The sequence below is a fragment of the Kitasatospora sp. NPDC056446 genome, assembly GCF_042796115.1.
Classification (GTDB): Bacteria; Actinomycetota; Actinomycetes; order Streptomycetales; family Streptomycetaceae; genus Kitasatospora.
Genome location: NZ_JBHTRF010000025.1, coordinates 14800 through 39489, shown reverse-complemented (window position 1 = coordinate 39489; position 24690 = coordinate 14800). Strand labels below are relative to the sequence as shown.

21 protein-coding genes are annotated in these 24690 nt (G+C 74.5%); 17 read left to right on the top strand and 4 right to left on the bottom strand.

From position 1 onward, the window contains the following. Window positions 1-15 precede the first annotated feature (15 nt). From ACFQ6N_RS17790 to ACFQ6N_RS17765, 6 genes are all read left to right on the top strand, one after another. Entirely contained in the window at window positions 16-936 is a 921-nt protein-coding gene (locus tag ACFQ6N_RS17790) for a TauD/TfdA dioxygenase family protein (RefSeq protein ID WP_380649983.1), read from the top strand. A gap of 195 nt (window positions 937-1131) precedes the next feature. Then, window positions 1132-2328, top strand: a complete 1197-nt coding sequence (gene argE / locus ACFQ6N_RS17785) for an acetylornithine deacetylase (RefSeq protein WP_380649982.1) — start codon at window positions 1132-1134, stop codon at window positions 2326-2328. A 101-nt stretch (window positions 2329-2429) separates the two neighbouring features. Further along, entirely contained in the window at window positions 2430-3689 is a 1260-nt protein-coding gene (locus tag ACFQ6N_RS17780) for an MFS transporter (protein ID WP_380649981.1), read from the top strand. Window positions 3690-3774: 85 nt separating this feature from the next. Continuing rightward, complete coding sequence (locus ACFQ6N_RS17775; RefSeq protein ID WP_380649980.1) at window positions 3775-5199, top strand: hypothetical protein; 1425 nt, start codon at window positions 3775-3777, stop codon at window positions 5197-5199. A gap of 29 nt (window positions 5200-5228) precedes the next feature. Then, window positions 5229-6461: a hypothetical protein gene (locus tag ACFQ6N_RS17770; protein WP_380649978.1), complete on the top strand. Its 1233-nt coding sequence runs from the start codon at window positions 5229-5231 to the stop codon at window positions 6459-6461. Window positions 6462-6574: 113 nt separating this feature from the next. Then, window positions 6575-7894, top strand: coding sequence for a cation:proton antiporter (locus tag ACFQ6N_RS17765; protein ID WP_380649977.1), 1320 nt, complete (start codon window positions 6575-6577; stop codon window positions 7892-7894). A 24-nt stretch (window positions 7895-7918) separates the two neighbouring features. Here the strand turns inward: ACFQ6N_RS17765 and ACFQ6N_RS17760 are convergent, their stop codons facing one another. After that, entirely contained in the window at window positions 7919-9361 is a 1443-nt protein-coding gene (locus ACFQ6N_RS17760; protein WP_380649976.1) for a PLP-dependent aminotransferase family protein, read from the bottom strand. Window positions 9362-9531: 170 nt separating this feature from the next. Between ACFQ6N_RS17760 and ACFQ6N_RS17755 the strand changes: the two genes are divergently transcribed. Both ACFQ6N_RS17755 and ACFQ6N_RS17750 read left to right on the top strand, forming a co-directional pair. Then, a complete protein-coding gene (locus ACFQ6N_RS17755) occupies window positions 9532-10218 on the top strand; it encodes a YitT family protein (RefSeq protein WP_380649974.1) in 687 nt (228 codons plus the stop codon). A 125-nt stretch (window positions 10219-10343) separates the two neighbouring features. Continuing rightward, entirely contained in the window at window positions 10344-12407 is a 2064-nt protein-coding gene (locus ACFQ6N_RS17750) for a sensor histidine kinase (protein WP_380649973.1), read from the top strand. 91 nt (window positions 12408-12498) lie between these two features. Here the strand turns inward: ACFQ6N_RS17750 and ACFQ6N_RS17745 are convergent, their stop codons facing one another. Further along, on the bottom strand, window positions 12499-12735 hold the full coding sequence (locus ACFQ6N_RS17745; protein WP_380649972.1) for a hypothetical protein: 237 nt from the start codon (window positions 12733-12735) through the stop codon (window positions 12499-12501). Window positions 12736-13232: 497 nt separating this feature from the next. On the opposite strand from ACFQ6N_RS17745, the gene ACFQ6N_RS17740 reads away from it, so the two are divergent. After that, window positions 13233-13850, top strand: coding sequence for a TetR-like C-terminal domain-containing protein (locus ACFQ6N_RS17740; RefSeq protein WP_380649971.1), 618 nt, complete (start codon window positions 13233-13235; stop codon window positions 13848-13850). Window positions 13851-14079: 229 nt separating this feature from the next. On the opposite strand, the gene ACFQ6N_RS17735 is transcribed toward ACFQ6N_RS17740, so the two are convergent. Together ACFQ6N_RS17735 and ACFQ6N_RS17730 are read right to left on the bottom strand one after the other, a co-directional pair. Next, the gene (locus ACFQ6N_RS17735; protein WP_380649970.1) at window positions 14080-15444 is read right to left on the bottom strand and encodes an FAD-dependent oxidoreductase; all 1365 of its coding nucleotides are present in this window, start codon (window positions 15442-15444) and stop codon (window positions 14080-14082) included. Between the two features lie 177 nt (window positions 15445-15621). Further along, entirely contained in the window at window positions 15622-16440 is an 819-nt protein-coding gene (locus ACFQ6N_RS17730; RefSeq protein ID WP_380649969.1) for a slipin family protein, read from the bottom strand. A 435-nt stretch (window positions 16441-16875) separates the two neighbouring features. On the opposite strand from ACFQ6N_RS17730, the gene ACFQ6N_RS17725 reads away from it, so the two are divergent. The 8 genes from ACFQ6N_RS17725 (at window position 16876) to ACFQ6N_RS17690 (ending at window position 24612) form a co-directional block, all read left to right on the top strand. Beyond that, complete coding sequence (locus tag ACFQ6N_RS17725; RefSeq protein ID WP_380649968.1) at window positions 16876-17526, top strand: pyridoxamine 5'-phosphate oxidase family protein; 651 nt, start codon at window positions 16876-16878, stop codon at window positions 17524-17526. A gap of 154 nt (window positions 17527-17680) precedes the next feature. Beyond that, a complete protein-coding gene (locus tag ACFQ6N_RS17720) occupies window positions 17681-18919 on the top strand; it encodes a styrene monooxygenase/indole monooxygenase family protein (RefSeq protein ID WP_380649967.1) in 1239 nt (412 codons plus the stop codon). Window positions 18920-19083: 164 nt separating this feature from the next. After that, window positions 19084-19608: a hypothetical protein gene (locus ACFQ6N_RS17715; RefSeq protein ID WP_380649966.1), complete on the top strand. Its 525-nt coding sequence runs from the start codon at window positions 19084-19086 to the stop codon at window positions 19606-19608. A gap of 92 nt (window positions 19609-19700) precedes the next feature. Continuing rightward, on the top strand, window positions 19701-20612 hold the full coding sequence (locus ACFQ6N_RS17710) for a phytoene/squalene synthase family protein (protein WP_380649965.1): 912 nt from the start codon (window positions 19701-19703) through the stop codon (window positions 20610-20612). 225 nt (window positions 20613-20837) lie between these two features. Then, the gene (locus ACFQ6N_RS17705; RefSeq protein ID WP_380649964.1) at window positions 20838-21005 is read left to right on the top strand and encodes an SflA family class IV lanthipeptide; all 168 of its coding nucleotides are present in this window, start codon (window positions 20838-20840) and stop codon (window positions 21003-21005) included. Window positions 21006-21074: 69 nt separating this feature from the next. Continuing rightward, window positions 21075-23732, top strand: a complete 2658-nt coding sequence (gene lanL / locus ACFQ6N_RS17700) for a class IV lanthionine synthetase LanL (protein WP_380649962.1) — start codon at window positions 21075-21077, stop codon at window positions 23730-23732. A 428-nt stretch (window positions 23733-24160) separates the two neighbouring features. Then, on the top strand, window positions 24161-24358 hold the full coding sequence (locus ACFQ6N_RS17695) for a thiazolylpeptide-type bacteriocin (RefSeq protein WP_380649961.1): 198 nt from the start codon (window positions 24161-24163) through the stop codon (window positions 24356-24358). 53 nt (window positions 24359-24411) lie between these two features. Then, entirely contained in the window at window positions 24412-24612 is a 201-nt protein-coding gene (locus tag ACFQ6N_RS17690) for a thiazolylpeptide-type bacteriocin (protein ID WP_380649960.1), read from the top strand. Window positions 24613-24690 lie beyond the last annotated feature (78 nt).

The following is a 24690-nucleotide window of genomic DNA, read 5'->3' as shown; positions in this document are numbered from 1 at the left end:
GACGGAAGGAATGAAGTGACTGCTGATTCCACGGTCGTCGCGACCCGGGTCTCCGAGACGTTCGGCGCGGAAGTGAAGGATTTCCGGCTGACGCCCGAACTCATCGAGGAGCACGGACGCGCGATCTACGAGACCTACCTGGACCACAAGGTCCTGGTCTTCCGCTCCCAGGACATTCCGGCGGCCACGTTCGCCAAGTTCGGCACGATCTTCGGCCGGCCCGAGGAGCACCACGTCATCAAGCTGCGCCACCCCGAGGAGCCGACCCTCTCCTTCCTGTCGAACCAGAACGAGCCCGGCCGGAACCCGGAGATGAAGACCTCCGGCCAGGGCTGGCACTCGGACTACTCCTACAAGCTCGTCCCGGGCAGCGCGACGATGCTGCACGGCCTGGAGATCCCGGCCGAGGGCGGTGACACCCTGTTCGCCGACGCCGAGTCCGCGTTCGCGGCGCTGCCCGAGGAGCGCAAGGCGTACCTGCGCACGCTCCGGGTGCGCCACCAGTACCGGTGGTCGCCCGACCGCGAGGACCCGTGGGCCCGCTGGAAGTACATCGGCCCGGAGGAGCGCAAGCAGACCCCGGAGATCACCCACCCGCTGGTCCGCCGGCACCCGGACACCGGTCGCGAGACCCTGTTCATCCAGCCCCGGATCATCGGCAGCGTGGTCGGCATCGACGGGCTGGAGGAGGCGGAGAGCACCGCCCTCATCGAGGAGCTGATCGCGCACATCACCAGCGAGCGCTACGTCTACCGGCACAGGTGGAGCCCGCTGGACGTGGTGGTCTGGGACAACCGGTGCGTCCTGCACTCGGCGACCACGAAGGACCTCGACGAGAAGCACGTGCGCAAGCTGCTCCGGCTCACCACGCACGGCCAGCCGGTGACACCGTCGCTGGCGGAGGTCGGCCACAGCCGGCTGTCCCCGAAGGCGTGAGCGCCGGGGCCCCGCCCCGCACTCCCGCCCACGGGGCGCCGCCGGTCCTCGGCGGCGTGCCGTCCTCGTGCCCTCCCGCAGCCGAACGAGCGCCCGAATCGCACCCGGGTTCGGGCGCTCGCTCGGCTGCCCGCGCCCAAGCCGGCGCGAAAGCCCCGCGGACCGACCGTCCGTCCGACCTGTGAGCGAGTCACCATGGCATCCGGCATTCCCCTGCGCCCGTCCGACGGCGGCCTCTACCCCCGCATGCTCGACATCCTCGGACGGCTGGTGGCCCTCGACACCACCAGCCACCGGTCGAACACCGAACTCCTCGACTACGTACAGGAGTTGCTCGCCGCCAACGGCATCACGGGCACGCTCCACTGGAACGAGGAGCACACCAAGGCCAACCTGGTGGCGACCGTGGGCCCGAGCCCGGACGGCGAGCGCGGCATCGTCTGGTCGGCGCACACGGACGTGGTCCCGGTCGAAGGGCAGGCGTGGGACACCGACCCCTTCGCCCTCCTGCTCACCGACACCGCCGCCGTCGGCCGCGGCACCGCCGACATGAAGGGCTTCATCGCCTGCTGCCTGGCGATCCTGACCAGGGTCGACCACGAACGCCTCACCACCCCCGTCACCCTCGTGCTCACGTACGAGGAGGAGGTCGGCTGCGTCGGAGCCCGCCGGCTCGTCGACGAACTGAGCAGCTGGGAGGGCAAGGTCCAGGGCTGCATCGTCGGCGAACCGACCGGGATGAAGGTCGTGGTCGGCCACAAGGGCAAGCAGAACCACCGGATCAGCTTCCGCAGCGAGCCCAAGCACGCCGCGCTCGCCCCGCTGCTGCCGAACCCGATCACCGCCGCCGCCGCCGTCATCGGCCACGCCGCCTCCCTCAACGAGACGTTCCGCACCGAGGGCCCGCACGACGACCGCTTCGACATCGGCCACTCCTGGATCAACGTCGGCCGGATCGAGGGCGGGGTGAAGCCCAACATCGTGCCCGAGAACTGCGTCGTGGAGTTCGAGGTCAGGAACATCCCCGACCACGCCTGCGGCGCCATCGCCGAGGAACTCGCGCGCCGCGCCACCGGGGAGGTGCTCGCCGACATGCGGACGAAGTCCGACAGCGCCGGGGTGCTCGCCGAACAGCTCTCCGACACCCCCTCGTTCGCCATCGACCCGGACCACGAGTTCGTCGGCTGGGTGCGCGACGCGCTCGGCGCGAAGGAGGACCCCGAGTTCGTGCCCTTCGGGACCGAGGCCGGCCTCATCTGGGGGCACGCCGGGATCCCGACCGTGGTCTGCGGCCCCGGCGCCATCACCGAGGCGCACACCGCCAACGAGTTCGTCACCCTGGCCCAGCTGGAGCAGTGCCTGCACTTCCTGCGCTCGCTCCCGCTCGGCTGACGGCCCGCCCGCAGTCCCGCGCAGCGGCCCGCCCACGGCACGGGCGGCCCCACCCACAGCAACGAACGCGGCGACCACCGCACCGGACAGGGGAGAACCGAGTGAAGAGCGACGGCTCGCTGACCACCGAGGCGAGGCCCGACGACGCGGACGAACGGTCCGGGCTCGGCGCGCAGTTCACCAGGCTGTGGACCGCCGCGTCCTCCTCGTCGATCGGCGAGGGGGTGTCGATGTCCGCCGCGCCCCTGATGGCCAGCACCTTCACCGACGACCCCCGGCTCATCGCGGGCGTCAGCATGGCCCTGACCCTGCCCTACGCCCTGTTCGGCATCCCGGCCGGCGTACTCGTCGACCGGGTCGACCGGCGCCGGACGATGGTGCGCATCGACCTGTTCCGGGGCTGCCTGATCTCCGCGTTCGTGCTGTCCGTCGCCGTCGGCTTCGGCAGCCTCTGGGCGCTGTACGCCTGCTTCTTCCTGATCGGCAGCTGCGAGACCTTCTTCCGCAACGCCGCCCAGACCCTGGTGCCGTCCGTGGTGCCCGAGCGGCACCTGGTCGCGGCCAACGGGCGGATCATGGGATCCGAGACGGTCGGCACCCAGTTCGTCGGACCGCTCATCGGCTCCTCGCTCTTCCTGCTCGCCCCGGCCGTCCCGTTCGGCATCAACGCCGCGACCTTCTTCGCCTCCGCGTTCCTGCTCACCCGGCTGCGCCTCCCGCAGGACGGCCACACCCCCCGGCCGGCCGCCGAACGCCCCCGGCTGCGCACCGACATGGCCACCGGACTGCGCTGGCTCTTCAAGAACCGCCTGCTGCGCAACCTGTCGTTCACCGCCGGCGCGATCAACCTCGTCTACACCGGTGCCCTGGCCGTCCTGGTCGTCTACGCGCACCGCGAGCTGGGGCTGTCCAACCTCGGGTACGGCGTGCTGGTCGCCTGCCAGGCGGTGGGCGCGATCAGCGCCGCCAAGCTCTCGCCCTCGCTGGTGCGCCGGATCGGCAACGGCTGGGCGCTGGTGAGCGTGGTCACCGCGATCGGGTGCAGCAACCTGGTCATCTGGCTCGTCCCCCGGGCCTGGGCCGTCGGACTCGCCCTGGCCCTGGGCGCGTGCGCCTCGGTGACCTGGAACACCGTGGCCGTCGTCCTGCGGCAGACCCTCGTCCCCAAGGACCTCCAGGGCCGGGTCAACAGCATCTACCGCCTGTTCGCCTGGGGCGCGCTGCCGATCGGCGCGGGCCTGGCCGGCGTGATCTCCAAGAGCCACGGCACCCCCGCCGTGTACGCGCTCGGTGTCGGACTGATGGCCGTCGTGGCCGTCCGGCTGGCCTTCGGCATCCGCACCTGGTTCGCCCCCGCCTGACCCCGCCCGACCCCGCCCGACTCGCGTACACCCGCACCCCGTACACCCGCACCCCGTGCCGCCCCGACCGAAAGAGAACCTCCCGATGACGCCACAACTGCCCACCCCCACCAGCGTTCCCCGGTCCGGGCTCGGCGCCGAGTACCTCGACGTGCTGAAGCGGCGGGGGGCCGGGCCCGGCGAGCTGACCGAGCACGTCGCGGCCGACGACCTGGTCACCGTGGCCTACCGGGGCCGGTTCCTCGCCTCGCCCGTCTTCCTGTCCGCCGAGGAGCGGGCCCGGGTCGCGGCCGACCTCTACGAGATCCACCGCCTGCTCACCGAACTGCCCCGGCGACTCTTCGGCGGCGACGTCGAGGCGATGGCCCGGGCCGTCGGGATGACCGACACCCAGACCGACATCGTCCGCCGCGCCGCGACCGCCGACGCGCCGCTCGTCCCGCTCGCCCGGTCCGACCTCTACCGCGGCGCCGACGGCTTCAAGCTGCTGGAGCTCAACATCACCAGCGCGCTCGGCGGCTTCGAGAACGCCGGCATCAACCGCGCGATGCTCCGCCACCCGGCCCTGTCCGAGTTCGTCGCCGAGCGGAACCTCGCCTACGCCGACACCTTCGGCGGCATCGTCAGGACGCTGCGCGCCGAGTGCGCCCGCCACATGGCGCCGCAGGGCCGCCGCCCCGTCGTCGCCCTGGTCGACTGGCCGGAGAGCTTCACGTCCTACGAGCCCCGGCTGAAGGTCATGGCCGCGCTGTTCGACCGCGAGGGTGTCGACGCCGTCCCCTGCCACGTGGGCCAGATCAGCGAGAACGGCGACCGCCTGGAGGTCGCGGGCCGCGCGATCGACGTGGTGTACCGCTTCTTCCTGGTCGAGGAGATCGCCGCCCCCGCCGACGCCGAGGCGATCGAGCCGCTGCTGCGCGCCTTCGAGGAGGGCCGGGTCGGCATGTTCAGCCGGCTCGACGCCGAGCTGTACGGCAACAAGGGCGCGCTCGCCATGCTCTCCGACGACCGCAACCGCGAGGCCTTCAGCCCCGAGGAGCGGGCCTGCGTCGACCGCTTCCTGCCCTGGACCCGGCACGTCCGGGCCACCGCGACCGACGCCGCCGGCCGGGAGCTCGACCTGCTGCCGTACGCCGAGGAGCACCAGCAGGACCTGATCCTCAAGCCCACGCTGCTGCACGGCGGCAGCGGCATCGTGCCCGGCTGGACCGTCGGCCCCGAGGAGTGGCGGACCCAGCTCGCCGCCGCGCTCGACGGCCCCTACGTGCTCCAGGAGCGCATCAGGCCCACCCCCGAGACCTTCCCCGCCGACGACGGCGACGGCACCCAGGAGCTGTACCTCAACTGGGGCGTCTTCCTGACCGACCCGCAGGTCACCGGCGGCGACGGCTACAACGGCTGCCTGGTGCGGGGGAGCACCGACCCCGAGGTGGGCGTGGTGAGCATGAACGGCGGTGCCCGGGTCGCGTGCTCCTTCTACGAGACCGACGAAGCCGCCGGCCAGGCCTGACGACCGCAAAGCCCCGGAAGGACGTACTGATGAAGATCGCGGTGATCGACGGCTACTCGACCGGACGACTGCTCGTCGCCGCCCTGCGCGAGCGCGGCAGCCGCTGTGTGCACGTGCAGTCCTCCCCGCAGATGCCGGAGTACTTCACCCGCGCCTTCGACACCGCCGACTACACGGAACTGCTGGACGGCGGCGGCGACCCGGCCGAACTCGCCCGCCGGCTGGCCGGGTCGGGCGTCGACCGGGTCGTGGCCGGCACCGAGTCGGGGGTGATCCTCGCCGACACCCTCACCCATCTGATGGGACTGCCCGGCAACCGCTTCGAGACCCTCGCCGCCCGCCGCGACAAGCAGCTGATGGCCGACGCGGCGGCCGCCGCCGGGGTGGACGTCCCGCACGGACGGTCCTTCGAGGACGCCGAGACGGCCGCGGCCTGGTACCGCGCCACCGGTCTGCGCGAGGCCGTGGTCAAGCCGCCGAACAGCGCCGGCACCGACAACGTGCGGTTCTGCCGGACGGCCGACGAGGTGCACGACGCCTGCAAGGCCGTGCTCTGCGCCGACAACCTCTACGGGCAGCCCAACACCGCGGTCCTCGTCCAGGAACGGGTGCACGGCGTCGAGTACTACGCCAACAGCGTGTCGCACGACGGGGTGCACCGCTTCGCCGAACTGTGGCGGTACACCAAGCGCACCGGCAGCGTCGGCTACCCGATCTACGACTACGAGGAGCCGGTACCGGTCGGCTCCGCCGAGGCGGCGCCCGTGCTCGCCTTCGTCGCCTCGGCCCTCGACGCCCTGGGCATCGTCTCCGGCGCCGCCCACACCGAGGTGATGACGACCGCCCGCGGCCCGGTGCTGATCGAGACGGGCGCCCGCCTCGGCGGCGGGACCGCGCCCGCCGTCGTCGAGCGCTACTCCGGGGTCTCGCAGACCGGCCTGCTGGCCGACACCCTGCTCGCCCCCGAGCGCCTGCGGGACTTCCGGGACGCCTCCGTCACCTGGTCCGGGGCGCTGCGCAACGTCGCCCTGATCAACCCCGCCGCGGGGCTGGCCCGGTCGCTGGACTGGACGGACCGCCTGCGGGAGCTGCCCACCCTGGTCCACCTCGCCCACGGCGTCGTCGCCGGCCGGCACCTCCCCGCGACCAGCGACCTGATCAACTCCCCCGGGTACGTGTACCTGGCGGCCGAGGACCGGCGGGACATCGAGCGCGACTACCGGGCCCTGCGGGCGTTGGAGGAGGAGGGCCTCTACACCTGACCGGCCTCCCCGGCCCGGCCTCCTCGACCCCCCGTCGCCCCGGAGCGCGACCGCGCACCGGCCCCACGGGACGGCGCCCGCCGCCCCGACCCTCGGCATGGAAGGACAACCCCATGGTGCTGGCCACAGCGCCCGTACCCGGCATCAGCCACGACCACCTCCTCGTGCTGCTCGTCCAGATCGGCGCGCTGCTCGCCCTGGCCACCGGCCTCGGCCGGCTCGCCCTGCGCTTCGGCCTGCCCGCGGTGGTCGGCGAGCTGCTCGCCGGCATCCTGGTCGGGCCCTCGGTGCTGGGCGGCGCGGCCCCGGCCGTGTCCGACTGGCTCCTGCCGCGCAACCCCGAGCAGATGCACCTGCTCGGCGCCATCTCCCAGTTGGGCGTCCTGCTCCTGGTCGGCATCACCGGCGCGCACATCGACCTGGGCCTGCTGAGCCGCAAGCGGGTGGCCATCACCTGGGTCAGCCTCGGCAGCGTGCTGCTGCCGCTGGCCCTCGGCATCGGACTGGGCTTCCTGCTGCCCGCGTCGATGCTGGGCACGGCGGGCGACCGCTCCACCTTCGCCCTGTTCATCGGCGTGGCCGTCGCGGTCAGCGCCCTCCCGGTGATCGCGAAGATCCTGATCGACATGCGGCTGCTGCACCGCAACGTCGGCCAGGTCATCATCGGCGCCGCCGCGGTCAGCGACATCCTGGGCTGGCTGCTGCTCTCCGTCGTCTCGGCGATGGCCACCGCGGGCTTCCGGTTCAGCGTGGTGGCCGAGTCCGTCGGCTACCTGCTGATCGTGCTCGCCGTGACGGCCTTCCTGGCCCGGCCCCTGATCGGCCGGCTGCTGCGCCCGATCGAGCGGGCCTCGAACGGGCGGGACCTGGGGGCCGCGGTCGTCCTGGTGCTGATCGTGCTGGCCTCGGCCGGCACCCACGCCCTGAAGATGGAGCCGATCCTCGGCGCCTTCCTGTGCGGCATCGTGATCGGCTCGCTCGGCGCCGGGGCGCGGCGCTTCCTGGACGCCCTGCGGCCGTTCGTCATGGCGGTGCTCGCGCCGCTGTTCCTGGCGACGGCGGGACTCCAGGTCGACCTGTCCGCGCTCAAGGACCCCTCGGTGCTGGTCGCCGCGCTGGTCACGCTGGCCGTCGCGGTCGGGGCCAAGCTGGTCGGCGGCTACGCGGGGGCCCGGCTGGGCCGGCTGAACCACGACGAGGCGGTGGCGATCGGCGCCGGGCTGAACGCGCGCGGGGTGGTCGAGATCGTCCTGGCCTCGGTCGGCCTGGGCCTCGGCGTGCTCAACACGGCCTCGTACACCGTCGTCGTCCTGGTGGCGGTGGTCACCTCGGTGATGGCGCCGCCGCTGCTGCGCCGCGCCACCGGCCGGATCGCGCCGACGGCCACCGAGACCGAACGCGAACGGGAGCACGCCGCGCAGCTGGTGGGGTGAGGGGTGGTCCGACGGGCACGGGTGTCAGACCACCAGGTGCGGGCGGCGCGTCGCCGAGGGGGCCCGGAGCCCCTCGGCGAGGGTCGCGGCCATCCGCCGCACCGCCTCCCGCAGCGTGGCGGGCGGCATGGTGTACGGGATGCGCAGGCGGTTCTCGAAGACGCCCGGGTCGGTGGCGAAGCAGGCCCCGCTCTCGATCCGCACGCCGTGGTCCAGGAGCCGCTCGGCGAGGGCGGTCGCGACCGGCGCCCCGAGGTCGACCCAGAGCGACAGCCCGCCGGGGGGCGGCTGCCAGGTCCACCGGGGCAGGTGCTCCGTCAGGGCCCCGGCCAGGGCGGCGCGCTGACCGCGCAGCGCCTCCAGCTGCCGGCCGAGCAGCTCCTCGCCGCCGTCCAGCAGGGTGTGGGCCAGCAGCTGGTCCAGCACGGAGCCGCCCAGGTCGGTGGCGATCCGCTGGCCGGCCAGCTCGGTGACGAGCTGGGAGGGCGCGCGCAGCCAGCCGATCCGCAGACCGCCCCAGTGGGTCTTGCTCATCGAGCCGATGGTGATGACCCCGCCCGTGCCGTTCGGCAGCGCGCGGGCCGCGAAGGGGGCGGGCGCCGGGCAGTCGAGCGCCAGGTCGGTCATGGTCTCGTCGATCACCAGCCAGGTCCCGTAGGACCGCGCCGCCCGCACCAGCCGGGCCCGGCTCTCCTCGGGCATCAGCAGGCCCGTGGGGTTGTGGAAGTCCGGGGTGAGGAAGGCCAGGCGCGGTATCGTCCGGCGCAGCGTGGCCTCGACGGCCTCCAGGTCCCAGCCGTCGTCGGACACCGGCGTGGGCACCAGCCGCAGCCGGGCCCGGCGCATCGCCTCCAGGGCGTTGGGGTAGGACGGGTTCTCCACCAGCACCCGGTCGCCCGGCGCGGTGAGCAGGCCGATCACCAGGGTCAGCGCGTGCTGGGCCCCGGACGTGATCAGGACCTGGTCGGGCACGGTCGGCAGGCCGCGCCGGGTGAACCGCTCGGCCACCGCCGCCCGCAGCCCCGGCAGCCCGTACGGGTGGTAGCCGGAGGTGCGGGTGTAGACGGCCAGTTGCGGGGCGACCCGGGCGAGCGCGTCGTCCAGGACGTGCGGGGGCAGGCCGGGCGCGGCCCGGGCCAGGTCGATGTCGGCCTCGGGGGCGGGGAGCGCCCGGGTGACCTTGTGCGGCACGACCTCCCTGGGCAGGGCGGTCCAGGTGCCGGCGCCCTGCCGGCTGTGCGCGTACCCGTTCTCGCGCAGCAGCGCGTAGGCCGAGGTGACGGTGGGCCGGCTGAGACCGAGCGCGCCAGCCAGGGCCCGCTCGGCGGGGAGCCTGACGTGCAGGGCGACCCGGCCGTCGAGGATCAGCGAGCCGATCGCCTCGAACAGGTGGCGGTACACGGGCCGGACCGTCGACAGGCCCGGCAGCAGAGCGGCCAACTGGCGTGCGCTGAGCGCGTGCGTCATGGCGTCCGGTCCCTCGGATTGGCTACGCGAAACATACCACTTGCCTCCGATTGGCCATCCACTTGTCGGCCGGGACTCTGAAGACTCCTCGTGAGGTGCACAGGACACCGCGCGGAGCACCGCGCGGGACGCCGCACAGCACGCCGCACCGAGGACCCGAGGAGCACCGCATGCCCGTCACCACACCGCAACAGCGCCGCCAGGCGGTCAAGGCCGCCCCGCTGCCGCCGCTCACCTATGTGCCCCTCGCGGAAAACCCGCTGCCCCGCCTCACCCGGCTGCTCGTCGGGCTCGCCCTGTACGGCTTCAGCCTCTCGGTGCTGGTCCGCGCCTCCCTCGGCGTCAACCCCTGGAGCGTGCTGTACGAGGGCCTCCAGCACCACTCCTCGCTGAGCTTCGGCACGATCAGCGCCGTCGTGGGCGTGCTGGTGCTGCTCGCCTGGTGGCCGCTGCGGCAGAAGCCGACGCTCGGCACGATCGCGAACGTCGTCGTGCTCGCCTTCTCCTCCGACCTCGGGCTCTCGGTCATCCCCGCGGACCTCGGACTGCCGGCCCGCGGCGGCCTGCTGCTGGCGGGCATCCTGCTCAACGGGTTCTCCGTCGCCGTGTACGTCGGCGCCCGGTTCGGGCCCGGCCCCCGGGACGGGCTGATGACCGGCCTGGCCGCCACGACCGGCCGCTCGCTGCGGATCGTCCGCACCGGGCTGGAGGTCACCGTCCTCGCCGCCGGCTGGCTGCTCGGCGGCGGTGTCGGCGTCGGCACCGTCCTGTACGCGCTGCTGGTCGGGCCGATCACCCAGTTCTTCCTGCCGCGCTTCACCTACCGCCAGGCGGCGCCGGCCGCGGACCCGCGCTGACGCGGCCCCACCGTGCCGTTTCCGGGGACGGCCCCGCCCCGCCGGGGCCGCTGCCTCATGTGCCCGGGACACCGGGTGCAGGACACTGCTTGCATCCGGTGGGTCGCGGAGAGGAATGGGTGCTCATGGCCGTGGAGAGCGCGCGGGGAGTCCGGTGGCGGCCCAGGTCCGGCCGGGCCGAGCGGCAACTGGCGCTGGCGGGGCTGCTCGCCGTCGTCTGCCTGGTGGCCGGCGGCCTGTGGATCGGCTACGTCCTGAGCCACCTGGGCACGCCCGGCATCTCCCAGCCAGCCCGCCACCTGGCCGTCCTCGGCTACGGCCTCGCCGCCGTCGCCGGCGGGGTGCTGCTGCACGCCCACCGCCCGGGCAACCGGCTCGGCTGGGCGCTGCTCGCGTACGGGGCCGCGATGATCATCCCGTACGCCCTCCAGACGCCGGTCTGGGTGGAGGTGTCGAACCCGCAGGCCGTCGGGGCCGTGGTGGTCCTGACCTCGGTGGGCTTCACCGTCAGCGGCACCGTCTGGTACACCCTGCCGCTGTGGCTGCCGGACGGGGCGCTGCCCGGCCGCCGGTGGTGGTTCGTGATCGCCGCCGTCGGCCTGTGGGTGCTGCCCCAGGCCTGCTACTACGTCTACCAGCCGACGGTGTTCGGCCGGCCCAACCCCTTCGCCGGCAGCGCCCTGGCCGACCGGCTGCGGGACTTCGACGCCCGGCTGCACGACGCCCAGCTGATCGCGTTCGTGGTGCTGTCGGTCCTGGTGGTCCTGGTCCCGCTCGCCCGTGTCCGCGGCGTGCCCCGGGCGCGCCGGCGCAACGTCCTGATCGCGCTCGGCGTCTACCTGCTGTGGGGCGCCGCCGAACTGGGCTACTACTTCGACGAGCAGAGCACGCCCTCGTACATCGCCTTCGCGGTCGCCTCCGCGCTGTGGACGCTCACCCTGGCCGCCGTCGTCGTCCACGACGGCTCCTGGCGGCTCGACCGGGCGGCCCGGCGGGTGCTGGTCGGCCTGCTGGTCGCCGCCGGGCTGGTCGTGGTGTTCGTGCTGGTGGCCTGCGTGCTCTCCACCATGCTGCTGCCCGGGCGGCGCGGTGCCGGGGCACTGCTGCTGGTCGCCGCCGTCTTCGTGCTCGCGGCCGGACTGCCCCGGGGCGTGCGCTGGGCCTCCGGGGTGGTCGACCGCTGGTACTACGGCTCCCGGGCGCAGCCGTACCAGGTGCTGCGCAGCCTGGCCGGACGGGTCAGCCAGACCGTCGACCCGCAGGACGTGCCGGCCGTGCTGTGCGCCACGGTCAGCGAGGAACTCCGGCTGTCCGGCGTGGCGTTGACCGTCCGCACCCGGGGCGGCGAACGCCCGCTGGCCGCCGTCGGCGACCGCTCCGGCAGCAGTGAGGGCTTCGACCTCGTCCACCGCGGCGCCACCATCGGGCGGCTCACCGTCGCCCCGCGGGCCGGCCAGCGGACCCTCGACGACAGCGACCGCGACATCCTGCGCTCGCTCGCCTACCAGGCCGCGCCCGCCGTCGCCTCGCTGCGGCTGATGGAGGACCTGCGGGCCAGCCGCGAGCAGATCGTCGCGGCCCGCGAGGAGGAGCGCCGCCAGCTGCGCCGCGACATCCACGACGGCCTCGGCCCGATGCTGGCCGGGCTGCGGCTGCGCTTGCAGGGGGCGGCGGCGGTGGACGACCCGGCGATGTTCTCCGGCGTGCTGGACCGGGTCTCGGACGACCTCGCCACGGCCGTCCGGGAGGTGCGGCGGATCACCGACCGGCTCGGGCCGACCGCGCTGGGCGACTACGGGCTGTCCCGGGCGCTGAACCGGCTCGCCGAGACCTTCAGCGGCGACGACCTCGCCGTCACGGCCAGGCTGGTGCCCGACCCGCTGCCGGACCTGCCGGCCGCCGTGGAGGTCGCCGTCTACCGGATCACCGCCGAGGCGCTCAACAACGTGCTGCGCCACGCCAGGGCCAGCAGCGCCACGGTGTCCGTACGGGTGGACGCCGGGAAGCTGGAGCTGGTGGTCGAGGACGACGGGCAGGGCCCGGGCCGCAGCGGCCCGGCGCACCCGGGGGTGGGGCTGCGGTCGATGTCCGAGCGGGCCGCGGAGGTCGGCGGCAGCTGCACCGTGGACGACCTGGGCGGCGGGACCCGGGTGCACGCGGTGCTCCCGCGCCGGCCCGTGGGCGGGTGAGCGCGGGAGCACCGGGTCGGGGGCCCGCTGCCGGGACCGTCCGGAGCGGGCCCAGGGGATCAAGGGGCATCAGGGGGCATCAGGGGCGGGGTCAGTCGCACCACGGCGGGTTGGGGCACTCCGGGCGGGGCGGACGGGGCGGACGGCCGCCGTGCCCACCGCCGTTCCCGCCGCCGAGGCCGGCGCGCAGCCGCTTCGGGGTCCGGCCGTTCCCGTGCTTGTCGACCGGGCACTTGCAGGCCCGGGCCGCGGCGGCGATGCTCACGGCGGCGAAGACCGCCGCGGCGCCGGCCGCCATCAGTGCCGTCCTGGCCGTTCTGTCGGTCATGGTGACCTCCACGGTGGGTTCCGCAGGCCGGCGGCTCCGGCCTGCTCCCCCCTCCATGCCACCGCCGACCGGGCCCCGTCCGCATGGGGCCACGGTCCCGGACCGGTCCTGCCCGGCGGGGTCGGCCACCGTGCGTGACGGGGGCTGGGGCGGTGGCCGGGTCCGGCGCGCGGGGCGGGCCCGGGCGCGCCAGGGAACTCCTGTTCGAAGAGTATCCGGGGGAGCACCCTTCGCAACTCGGCCCGTGGGCGGTGGCGGCGCCGGTCGGTGAGTAGGAGGGAACGGGTTCGTTCACTAACATCGACAGTGGGCGCGTGGAAGAGGAATACCATGCGTGAATTGCGCGCGGACCGGGGCCTTTGTGGCGATCGGGGGCCGGAGAACCGGGGCACGGGCGCAATCGGGTGCCGCCGGGGCCGATGGGGACCGACAGGCCGATGGGACCGGGAAGACACCCGGGACGACCGACGAAGGGTGACTGAAGAAGGTGCGCAGCGATGATCGCTGAAACGGATGCCGTGCGCGGACCGGTGACGGGCACCCCGCTGCGGCGGCGCGGCGAGGCCCTGGAGAGCGCCATCTACGAGGCGGTCCTCCACCAGCTGACCACCGACGGCTACGCCCGGCTGACCATGGAGGGGGTGGCCGCCGCCGCGCAGACCGGGAAGGCCGCGCTCTACCGCCGGTGGTCCTCCAAGGAGGAGCTGGTGATGGACGCGCTGCGGGCCAGCCTGCCGCCCGGCGGGTCGGCCCCCGACACCGGCAGCCTGCGCGGGGACCTGCTGGAGGTGGTGGCCAGGCTGCGCGCCGCGATGTTCAGCGAGCTGGGGGCCGCCGTCCGGGCGATCATGAGCGAGCTCGACCACCAGCGGGCGCACGCCTTCGTGGAGATCGTCTTCGAGCGGGTGGTCGAGCCGACGACCGCGCTGATCGCCGAGGTGCTGGACCGGGGCACCGAGCGCGGCGAGGTGCGCCCGGGCGCCGTCACGCCGTTGGTCACCGACGTGGTGCCGGCCCTGATGCTCTACCGGATCAAGATGTGCGGCGGGGACGTGGTGCAGCTGGACCCGGAGGAGATCGTGGACGAGGTGCTGCTGCCGATCGTCCGCCGCTGAGCGGCCCGGCCCGGGCGGCTCGACGGCGGACGGTCGGCGGTGCGTGGAATTCCCGTCGGCGAATGCGGAATTCGGCGGGAATTCGGTGCTCCCGGTCCGCTCCCGACCCGCGCCGGAGTCGTTGCGCGGGCCGTTGTCCGGGCCGTTGTGCGGCCCTTCGTGAGGCCCTTCGTGAGGCCCTTCGTCCGGTCGGGCGAATTCCCGGGATTCCGGCTGACGCGGTCCGCTTTCACGCCCCGCTGCGGCGGAGCATCTCCTCGCGCTCGACGACCTTGACCCGCTCGCGGTCCTCGGCCTCGCCGAGCGCGCGCTCGTGGGCGTCCAGCAGCTGCCAGCCCGCCCAGGTGGTGAAGCGGACGCCCCGGCCGCGCAGGTACTCCTCGACCGCCGCCGGCTCCGGCTCGGCCGCGCCGGGCAGGCGGCCGGCCGCGTGGTCGTCCAGCAGGCAGGCCACGGTCTCGTTGGCGTCGCCCTTGGTGTGGCCGATCAGGCCGACCGGGCCGCGCTTGATCCAGCCGGTGACGTACGTGGCGGTGCGGTGCGAGCCGTCGCCGTCGGAGACCCGGCCGGCCGTGTGCGGGACGGTGCCCGAGACCGGGTCGAACGGCAGCTTGGGCAGCTCGTCCGAGTAGTAGCCGACGGCCCGGTAGACCGCCTGGACGTCCCAGTCGGTGACACGGCCGGTGCCGCGCACCTGGCCGGTGCCGTCCAGTTCGGTGCGCTCGGTGCGCAGCCCGATCACTCGGCCGTCCGCGCCCAGGACCTCCGTCGGGGACTCGAAGAAGTGCAGGAAGACCCGGTGCGGGCGGTCCCCGACGTCGCGGATGGCCCACTTCTCCAGGGTCGCCGCGACCAGGTCGACGTGCTTGACCGCGCGGCGCTCGGCGATCGACCCGTCGTCGTACTCGATGTCCTCGGGGTCGACGATCACCTCGATGGTGGGGGAGTGGTCCAGCTCCCGCAGCTCCATCGGGCTGAACTTGGCCTGGGCCGGGCCGCGCCGGCCGAAGACGTGCACCTCGCGGGCGCGGTTGTGCCGCAGGCCCTCGTGGACGTTCGGGGGGATCTCGGTGGGCAGCAGCTCGTCGGCGGTCTTGGCGAGGATCCGGGCGACGTCCAGGGCGACGTTGCCGACCCCGAGCACCGCGACCTTCTCGGCCTCCAGCGGCCAGGTGCGGGCGACGTCGGGGTGGCCGTCGTACCAGGAGACGAAGTCGGCCGCGCCGTAGGAGCCGTCCAGCCCGATGCCGGGCAGGTCCAGCGCGCGGTCGGCGGTCGCGCCGGTGGCGAAGACGACGGCGTCGTAGAACCGGTGCAGGTCGTCCAGGGCGAGGTCGGACGGGTAGTCGACGTTGCCGAAGAGCCGGACCTGTGGCTTGTCGAGCACCTGGTGCAGCGCCGTCACGATGCCCTTGATCCGGGGGTGGTCGGGCGCGACGCCGTAGCGGATCAGACCGAACGGGGCGGGCATCCGCTCGAACAGGTCGATCGAGACGCCGGGGGACTGGGCGGCGTCGGACTTCAGCAGGGCGTCGGCGGCGTAGATGCCGGCGGGGCCGGCTCCGACGATCGCGACTCTGATCGGGCGGGGCATGACGAGCGGTCCTCCGGTCGGGCGCGGCGACAAAGTGGTCTGGACCCTTGCAGCCAACCCGGCCGAGGAGCGGGGGTGTAGTGGGTTCCGGTCTATGGGGTCATAGAGACGGTCTATGCCTGGAGGCCTTGGTGCGGCCGGTCCGGTCTGCTAGCCGGCCCGGCCGCGGGGGTGTGCTCAGCCCTCGTCGGTCCCGCCGCCGGTGCCGGCGCCGCTCGCGCCGGCGGGGCCGGTCTCGCCGTCGGCGAGCCGGGCCGTGGAGGCCTCGAAGAAGCGCAGCAGCTCCACCGGGAACGGCAGCACCAGGGTCGAGTTCTTCTCCGCCGCGACCTCGACCACCGTCTGCAGCAGCCGCAGCTGCATCGCCGCCGGGTTCTCGGACATCGTGACGGCCGCCTCGGCGAGCTTGGCGGCGGCCTGGAACTCTCCGTCGGCGGTGATGATACGGGCCCGGCGCTCACGGTCGGCCTCGGCCTGGCGGGCCATCGAGCGCTTCATCGAGTCCGGCAGGCTGACGTCCTTGATCTCCACCCGGTCGATGTGCACGCCCCAGCCGGTGGCCGGGCTCTCCAGCATCACCTCCAGGCCCTGGTGCAGGTTCTCCCGGCCGGAGAGCAGGTCGTCCAGCTCGCTCTTGCCGATGATGGAGCGCAGCGAGGTCTGGGCGACCTGGAGCATGGCGAAGGCGTAGTTCTGCACGTCCACGGTGGCCTTGACCGGGTCGATCACCCGGAAGTACAGCACCGCGTCGACGCTGACCGAGACGTTGTCCTTGGTGATGCCCTCCTGCGCGGGCACCGGCATGGTGACGACCTGGACGTTGACCTTGCGCATCCGGTCCGCGACCGGCACCAGCAGGGTGAGGCCCGGTTCGCGGACCCGGCCGCGCACCCGTCCGAGCCGGAACACCACGCCGCGCTCGTACTGCTGCACCACCCGTACGCCGGTGACCAGCCAGAGCAGGATCACCACGGCGACGATCACGACTGCTGCCACGATTCCGACCTCCCCCGTCGCGGCGCAGCCGGGCCGGGACCGGAACGGCCCTGTCGCGCGGTGGAGCCGCGCACGCCAGTATGCGCCCGCCGTGCCGGGCGGGACAGGCGCGTGCACGGCCCGGTTCGGGACGGATCCTCCCGGAACACCTCCCCGTTGCCGACCCGGACCTGATTCCGCGTCAGGGTGATGATCGCGGCCGGGTGGTGGGGGATCAGGATCGGGTTCCGGGGCGGCATGGGGGGCGTACGCCGGGGCGGGACCGGGCGCGGGCGGCCCGGTCCGCTTGGTACCGACACGCACGGACCGTGCTGTTGCTCGACTTGTCGCAGGCCGGGCGCTTGGATGGATCCGCCCTGGTCAACTGGACGGACCCGGCCCGGCCCACACCCGGACGCGGCCCGAACTCCCCCGGCAAGCCGAGGAGTCACCACCGTGCACGACACCCCCGACCCCGCCGCCGTGGCCCGCCGGATCGCCGAACGGTGCGAGCGGCTGTGCCTCGGCGAGGAGGACCTGGCGCGCCGGGCGGCGATGGCCCCGCGCTATCTGCGGCACCTGCTCGAAGCCGGGCCCGGCTTCGACCCGGCGGGCTTCGTCCGGATCGCCGCCGCCCTCGACACCGGCCGCGACGAGCTGCTGTCGGGCCGCCCCGACACGCCGCCCGGCCAGGGCGGCCCCGGGCCGCACCCCCGGCTGCAGAACCTCACCGAGGCCGAGTGCTGGGAGCTGGTCGGCACCCACGGCATCGGCCGGATCGGCCTGCCGGTCGAGCCGGGACCGGTGGTGCTGCCCGTCAACTACGTGGTCGACCGGGCCTGCTTCGCCTACCGCACCGGCGAGCACCATGCCGCCCTCCCGGCCGAGGGCGCCGCGGTCTCCTTCCAGGTCGACCGCATCGACGAGTACCTCGGGCGCGGCTGGAGCGTGCTCGCCCTCGGCCCGGCCCACTTCGTGGACGACCCCGACGAGCTCCGGCGCCTGGCCGGCCTGCCCGGCGCCGCGCCCTGGGCGGGCGGGGACCGGCCGCGCTGGGTGCGGATCCGGCCGGAGGAGATCAGCGGGCGGCGGCTGGTCGCGGGGTGAGCCGGCGGGGAGCCCGGCGGGGCGGCCGGGCTCCCCGCCGGGGCCGTGGACGCGCGCGCCGATGACTGGTATCCAAGGCGACGGGCGCCCGGTCGGAACGGCGCCCGTGCGTGGCCGTGCGCGGCCGGACGTACCACCAGGGAGAGCAGGGGCGATGCGCAGAATTCTGATCGTCGGTGCCGGCCAGGCCGGACTCCAACTGGCCCTGGGGCTCCAGTCCCACGGCTACGACGTGACGGTGCTGACGGACCGCGGCGCGGAGGAGGTGCGCGCCGGGCGGGTGCTGTCCACCCAGTGCATGTTCGACTCGGCGCTGCGCACCGAACGCGCCCTCGGCCTGGACCTGTGGGCCGACGAGGCGCCCCGGATCGAGGGCGTCGGGGTGTCGGTGGCCGGGCCGGATTCGGCGCGGGTGATCGACTGGGTCGGGCGGCTGCGCGCCGGTGCGCAGTCCGTCGACCAGCGGTTGAAGATGTCCGCCTGGCTGGAGCTGTTCGCCGGGCGCGGCGGCCGGGTGGAGCTGCGCCGGGTGACCGCCGCCGACCTGCAGCACCTGGCCGGCTCGTACGACCTGGTGCTGGTCGCCTCCGGGAAGGGCACACTGGCCTCGCTGTTCGAGCCGGACGGCGAGCGCTCCCCGCACACGCGGCCGCAGCGGGCGCTGGCCGCCGCCTACGTGCACGGGCTGGCGCCCCGGCCCGAGCACGACGTCCAGGCGGTGCGCTGCAACGTGGTGCCCGAGGTCGGCGAGCTGTTCGTGATGCCCGCGCTGACCATGTCGGGGCCCTGCGACATCCTGTTCTGGGAGGCCATGCCGGGCGGGCCGGCCGACGCCTTCGACGGGATCCGCGACCCGGCCGAACACCTGCGGGTGATGCTGGAGTTGATGAGGACGTTCACGCCTTGGGAGTACGACCGGGCCCGGTCCGGCGTGGAACTCACCGACGCCGGCGGCACGCTGGCCGGGCGGTTCACCCCGGCGGTGCGCCGCCCGATCGGCGAACTGCCCGGCGGCACCCCGGTGCTGGGCGTCGCGGACGTGGTCGTCACCAACGACCCGATCACCGGTCAGGGCGCCAACAACGCGGCCAAGTGCGCGGCCGGCTACCTGGCGGCGATCCTCGCCCACGGCGGGAAGCCCTTCGACCGCGACTTCCAGCAGGCGGCCTTCGACGCCTTCTGGACGGTCGCGGGCCCGGTCACCGCCTGGACGAACGCGATGCTCGCCCCGCCGCCCCCGCACGTCCTCGACCTGCTGGTGGCGGCGGGCGGGATCCAGGCGGTGGCCGACCGGTTCGCCAACAACTTCGACGACCCGGCGGACGTGGAGCGGTGGTTCCTCGACCCGGCCAAGGCGGCGGCCTACCTGGCCTCGGTCGCGGCGGACGGCTGAGCGGATAACCGATCGGTCACATCTTGCCCAGTCGGCTGCGGACCGGCGTCGATCATGGTGTGTTCGTGTCACGTCCCCCGTCACGGGGGACGGCAGGCCCGCGACACGGGCCCTGCGGACGGACGGACAACAGGAGACACGTGGTGGCGGCCGACGGGGGCAACATGGCCCAGACTGTGATCGATACGGCGTACAACCAGCGCAAACGGCTGCAGACCGGCCGCAGCCGGACCACCGCCCTGGTCGTGCTCGGCCTGCTGGTCGGGCTGGGCCTCTTCCTGGCGCTGGGGGTCGGAAAATCGGACCCGAACACCGTGCCGACCTGTGACGGCCACACCATGACCCGGCACAGCGCGTGCCGGATCTGGTCCAACCACGGCGGCGGGGGCACCTACTCGTACGACGAGATGATCGACCGTGAGGAGTCCTCGAAGGGGGTGTGGCGCATCGTCGGCTTCGGCGGCGCCGCGCTCGCCGCCGTCCTGATGGTGGTCTCGGCCACCAAGCTCAACCCCAACCGCCCCTGGGGCACGGCGGTGAACGCGGCCTGCCCGCGCTGCCGGGAGCTCAACCTGCGGGAGAAGGTCACCGTGCACAGCGTCACCAGGGGCCGCACCACCCACCGCTACAGCGGCATCGTCACCCTCTGCACCCCCGCCTGCGGCTTCGCCACGATCCGCCAGCGCTGACCCTCCGGCCCGCCCGGCGGATCCCCGTCCGGGCCGCCCGCCCCCACCGGCTACGCTCGGCCCCGAACGAACGAACGACGGGACGGTCCGAAATGGGCAGGTGGGAGCGGGCGCTGGACGCGGCCGGCGTGCACGACCCCGGGCTGCGGGCCGACTACGGCCGGCAGCGGGAGCAGGTCAGCCGCTACAAGCGCGAGGTCACACTGGCGGCCGGACTGCTGCTGCCGGACCGGACCGTCCCGCACGTGATCGCGGCGGCGGCCTTCATGCACCGCACCGACACCCTGCTCGACAGCGGCCCGCCCGCGCAGCGCCGGGCGGCCTCCGCCGAGTGGCAGCGCAAGGTCGCCGAGGGCCTCGCCGCCGGCCGTACCGACGACCCCGGGCTGCGCCCCCTGCTGAACAGCGCGCACGCCCACCCCGTCCTGCGCGACCGGGTCCTGGACTTCCTCGCCGCCACGGACGCCGACCTCGACTTCACCGGGTTCGCCACCGAGGACGACTACCAGGCCTACGTGGACGCCTACTCGCTGCCCGGCTTCATGGTCGTCGCCGCGCTGCTCGGCCCCGACGGCGACCAGACGGCCTACCGCGCCGCCTGCCGCACCTACATCGACGCCGCGCAGCGGCTCGACTTCGTCAACGACCTCGCCGAGGACCTGGCGGACGGCCGGCTGACCATCCCCGAGCACACCCTGCGGGAGCACGGCGTCACCCGGGCCGACCTGGAACAGGCCCGCGACCTGCCGGCCGTCCGGGCCCTGCTCGGCGCGCTGCTCGACCGGGTCGACCGCACCCTCGCCGAGAGCCTGCCCGTGATCGACCTGGTGCCCGCCGCCCACCGGCCGATGGTCCGCTGCCTGGTCGGCGTGGACGGACTCACCGGCATTGCCGCCCGCGCCGACCCGGGCGCGCTGCTGCGCCGCTCCGCGAGCCCCGCCAAGGCGGGCGCGCTACGGCTGCTCGCCCGCGAGTACCTCCGGGCCCGGCGGCTCCGGGGCTGACCGGGCGGGGTGCCGGGGCCGGCCGGGCGGGGTGCCGGGGCCGGCCGCGGCGGTGGACGGCCCGGTGCGTGAGGGACGGGTGAGGCCGCGTCCACAAACGGAACCTCCCTCTGTCGTAGGCGATCCGGCCGGTCCGTCCGAGCCCTGTCCCGGCCCGGAAGGCCTGGCTAGCATGAGCGGCCCAGCCGAAGGACCCAACGACCAGAACCACTGGGAGGAACCCTCATGAGTGCACTGGTGACCGACATCCGCGACGCAGGCCCGCTGGACATCGACGAGGACGCCATCGTCTTCGAGGACGAGCTCGACGCGGACCTCGCGCCGGTCGCGTGTCTCGCCGACCCGTGGGTCACGTACGTCCCGACCCGCTTCCCCTGCGAGCTGAACGCCTGACCCGACCGGCCCACGAGGCACGGCACGGACCACTGAGCCAGGAAGCGGACCCGGGGGAGGGACGGACCCTTGAGCACACCCGCCGACCCCGACCCCGGCTCCGCCGACCCCGGCTCCGCTGAGGCACTGCGCCACCGGGTCGAGGCGCTCGCCGCCGCCGCACCCGGCCCGCACCGCCCGCTGCGCACCGACGGACAGTGGTGGTACCTCCGGGACCCGCGGATGCCGGCGCTCGCCCATGGCTGGAAACTCCACCTGTCCGCCCGCCCCGGCGGGCTGGCCGACCTGCTGGACGCGGTCGTCCCGGTCCTGCTGCGCCGCACCTGCGACCTGAAGTTCGTCCGCAGCGCGGCGGCACTGCACGAGCTGAACAGCGGCCGGCACGGCGCCGCCGCCGTCGGGAAGGCCGTCACGGTCTACCCCCGGTCGGACGAAGTCCACGCCCTGGGCCTGGAGTTGGCGCAGGAACTGGCCGGACGGGCCGGCCCGTCCGTGGTGAGCGACCGCCGGATCCGACCGGACGCCCCGGTGTACTACCGCTACGGGCCGTTCCGGGTCACGGACGAGGAGGCGGAGCGCGGTATGACCGGCCCCGACGGCTCGCTGTTCCCGGGCCTGGCCGAGGCCCGCTACCGCCGACCGCCCTGGGCGGACGACCCGTTCACCCCGCACGGCGCACCCGCCCGCCCGGCGACCACCCGGGTCGGCGACGGCCGCTACCGCATCACCGCGGGCATCACCCGGGCGGCGAGCGGCCACGTCTACCGCGCCGTCGAACTCGCCACCGGGCGCGAGGTGGTGGTCAAACAGGCCCGGGCCCACGTCGCCGAGGACGGCGCCGGCACCGACGCGTGCGGCCGGCTGCGGCACGAACGCCGGGTGCTCGCCGCGCTCGCCGGGGTACCCGGGGTGCCGCCGCTGGTCGACTACTTCCGGCACGGCACCGAGGAGTACCTCGTCAGCGGCGCGTGCGGACAGCGCGACCTGCGGCGCGAGGTGCTGACCTCCGGACCGTACGCCGCCGACACGGGCGTCGATCCGGGCGCCGGGGCCGACGGGCGCGACTGGTGGACGCTCGCCCGCCGACTGCTGCGCGTCCTGGACGCGGTGCACGCCCGGGGCGTGGTGGTGTGCGACCTCAAACCCGCGAACGTGGTGCTCGGCCGCGACGGCCGCGCCGCGCTGGTCGACTTCGGGGTCAGCGCCCTGTCCGGCGACCGCCCGCCGGGGGCCACGGCCGGCTACGGCCTGCCCGGCGGCACCGGAGCCGACCCCGGCGAGGACTACTACGCGCTGGGCACCACCCTGCACTACGCCCTCACCGGCCTCGACCCGGTGGTGATCGACCCGGACCCGGCGACCTGCCGCGACCGGACGCTGGCCTGTCTGCGCGCCGCCCTCCCGGAGCCGGCGCACCCGGCGGCCGGGCTGGTCGGGGAACTGCTGAGCTTCGACCCGGCCCGGCGTGCCGCCGCCGCGTCGCTGCTGCGGTCCGGCGCCCCGGATGTCGCGGGCGCCCTGGGTGTCGCGGGTGCCTCGGGTGCCGGTGCCGGTGCCGTGCGCGGGCCGGTGGCGGGCGCCGCCAGGCTGCGGCCCCGGCGGGCCCGACTGGACGAGGCCCTCGACCACACCGTCACCACCTGCGTACGGATGGCCCGCGAACTGGCCGCCGCGGGCCCGGGCGAGGGACGGCCCCGCACCCTGCTCTCGCTCTACGACGGCGCGGCCGGCCTCGGCCTCGAACTGCTCCGGCACCCGGAGCGCGCCGACGCCCGCTCCGCCGCCGCCGACCTGGCCCGCTGGACGGCCGCCCACCCGGCCCTCGACCGGCTCGACGACTCCCTCTACCAGGGGCGGACAGGGGTCGAGCTGTTCCTCGCGGAGGCCGCGGCGGTCCTCGGCACCCCGGCGGCACCCGGCCTCGCCACAGCGCCCGGCCTCCCCACCGCACCCGGTAGCGGGACCGGCACGGGGACCGACCAGATCGCCGGCGCCGCCGGGATCGGCACCGGCCGGCTGCTGCTCTCCGCCCTCGCGGCCCCCGGGCCTGCGGCCGACCGGCACCGGGCCGCCGCGGCCCGCTGCGCCCTGCGGCTGACGACCGGGCCGCTCGACGGACCCGACGGCCCGCCCGACCCCGGCACCGCCGCACTCGCGGAGGGCTTCGCCCACGGTCGCGCGGGCATCGCCCACTTCCTGCTCGCCATGCCCGACGAGGCGTCACAGCGCACCGCCCGCCGGATCGTCGACGGGCTCGCCGCCGACCTCCCCCGGATTGTGGACGCCGCCCGCCGGCCCGGGGCGACCCGCCGCTACCTGTCCTGGTGCCGGGGCCTGGCCGGACTCGGCACCCTGCTGGTCCAGGCCGGTGCGCGGTACGGCGACGAGGACCTGCTCGCCCTGGCCGCCGACGCCGCCGACACCTGCCGCGTCCTCGCCCCGAGGACCGCCCAGGTGTTCCGCTGCTGCGGCCTGGCCGGCGTCGGCGACCTCCTGGTCGACCTCGCGGCCGCCACCGGGGACGACCGGCACCGGTCGGCCGCCGAGGACCTCGCCGGCCTCCTACTCACCCGGGCCGGCGGACCGCCCGCCCGGCCGGTGCTCCCCGGCCGGCAGCCGGACGCGGAGGCGCGCGCCTGGGCGGTCGGCACACCCGGCGTCGCCACCTTCCTGCGCCGGCTCTCCCGGGGCGGCGGCCCGGTACCCGGTCTCCTGCCGCTGTCCTGACCGGCTCCTCCCGAGGGCGGGCGCGGGTGGGCGCACCCGCCCTCCGGCCTGCCACCTACGCCCGGTCCGGCCCCGCTGCCGGGCCCGGGCCGCCGTCGGAACCTGCTCCCGAATCCCTTTCCCCGTAAGCCCGTCGGGCCGCCGTACCCGGCGGAAAGTCGCAGGTCGATGGCGGATCGCTCAAGCCCCGCTGAAGCAGCGTCGGCGATGCGCCGCCGGGGCACGGACTACCGGCCAATGTCCCGACGGCCGCTGCCGCCGGCCCCGGCCCGCTCCCTAGACTCGCCAGTGGGCGGCGCGACGTCAGGGTCCGAGCGATCCGCGTGCGACGCACCCACGGGGGGCCCGGCACATCCCGCAGCACCGCACCTGCTCCGCAGCCGCGTCCCGGACCGTCCGGCACGCCTGCCACCTCAAGGGAGTCCGCCATGTCCGACACCACCATGTCCCGTTCCGCCGCCGAGACCGCTCTCGACCTTCAGGACCTCGACCTCAGCGAGCTGACCGTCACCTCCCTGCGCGACACCGTCGCGCTGCCGGAGAACGGCGCCTCCTGGGGCTCCTGCTCCTGCCAGGGCTCGTCCTCCTGCGCCCAGCCGCAGCAGATGGACGTCCCGCTGTCCTGACGCGGCATCGGATCGTCGGCCGAGAATCCAGTTCCGAGAATCCGGGAGACCACATGTCCGACCGCACCCTGAGCGAGCCGTCGTTCGATGACGTCCTCGCCCTCGACAGCCTCGACCTGGGGGAGCTGACCGTCACCTCGCTGCGCGACACCGTCGCGCTGCCCGAGACCGGTGCCTCCGGCGCCCCCAGCTCGTCCTCCTGCGGATCGTCGTCCTGCGCGACCCCGCACCCGACCCACCCCTACCCCTACTGAGGGCAGCGGCACCGCACCACCGCCCCACCACCACGGCACCACCCCTGAACCCGGCGCGTTCGCGCGGACGCGCCGGGT

Bases quoted from the DNA above. Each gene is read 5' to 3' on its own strand.
- argE (WP_380649982.1), top strand. From the start codon at position 1,132: ATGGCATCCGGCATTCCCCTGCGCCCGTCCGACGGCGGCCTCTACCCC.
- ACFQ6N_RS17775 (WP_380649980.1), top strand. From the start codon at position 3,775: ATGACGCCACAACTGCCCACCCCCACCAGCGTTCCCCGGTCCGGGCTC.
- ACFQ6N_RS17770 (WP_380649978.1), top strand. From the start codon at position 5,229: ATGAAGATCGCGGTGATCGACGGCTACTCGACCGGACGACTGCTCGTC.
- ACFQ6N_RS17765 (WP_380649977.1), top strand. From the start codon at position 6,575: ATGGTGCTGGCCACAGCGCCCGTACCCGGCATCAGCCACGACCACCTC.
- ACFQ6N_RS17760 (WP_380649976.1), bottom strand. From the start codon at position 9,361: ATGACGCACGCGCTCAGCGCACGCCAGTTGGCCGCTCTGCTGCCGGGC.
- ACFQ6N_RS17755 (WP_380649974.1), top strand. From the start codon at position 9,532: ATGCCCGTCACCACACCGCAACAGCGCCGCCAGGCGGTCAAGGCCGCC.
- ACFQ6N_RS17750 (WP_380649973.1), top strand. From the start codon at position 10,344: ATGGCCGTGGAGAGCGCGCGGGGAGTCCGGTGGCGGCCCAGGTCCGGC.
- ACFQ6N_RS17745 (WP_380649972.1), bottom strand. From the start codon at position 12,735: ATGACCGACAGAACGGCCAGGACGGCACTGATGGCGGCCGGCGCCGCG.
- ACFQ6N_RS17740 (WP_380649971.1), top strand. From the start codon at position 13,233: ATGATCGCTGAAACGGATGCCGTGCGCGGACCGGTGACGGGCACCCCG.
- ACFQ6N_RS17735 (WP_380649970.1), bottom strand. From the start codon at position 15,444: ATGCCCCGCCCGATCAGAGTCGCGATCGTCGGAGCCGGCCCCGCCGGC.
- ACFQ6N_RS17720 (WP_380649967.1), top strand. From the start codon at position 17,681: ATGCGCAGAATTCTGATCGTCGGTGCCGGCCAGGCCGGACTCCAACTG.
- ACFQ6N_RS17715 (WP_380649966.1), top strand. From the start codon at position 19,084: ATGGCCCAGACTGTGATCGATACGGCGTACAACCAGCGCAAACGGCTG.
- ACFQ6N_RS17710 (WP_380649965.1), top strand. From the start codon at position 19,701: ATGGGCAGGTGGGAGCGGGCGCTGGACGCGGCCGGCGTGCACGACCCC.
- ACFQ6N_RS17705 (WP_380649964.1), top strand. From the start codon at position 20,838: ATGAGTGCACTGGTGACCGACATCCGCGACGCAGGCCCGCTGGACATC.
- ACFQ6N_RS17695 (WP_380649961.1), top strand. From the start codon at position 24,161: ATGTCCGACACCACCATGTCCCGTTCCGCCGCCGAGACCGCTCTCGAC.
- ACFQ6N_RS17690 (WP_380649960.1), top strand. From the start codon at position 24,412: ATGTCCGACCGCACCCTGAGCGAGCCGTCGTTCGATGACGTCCTCGCC.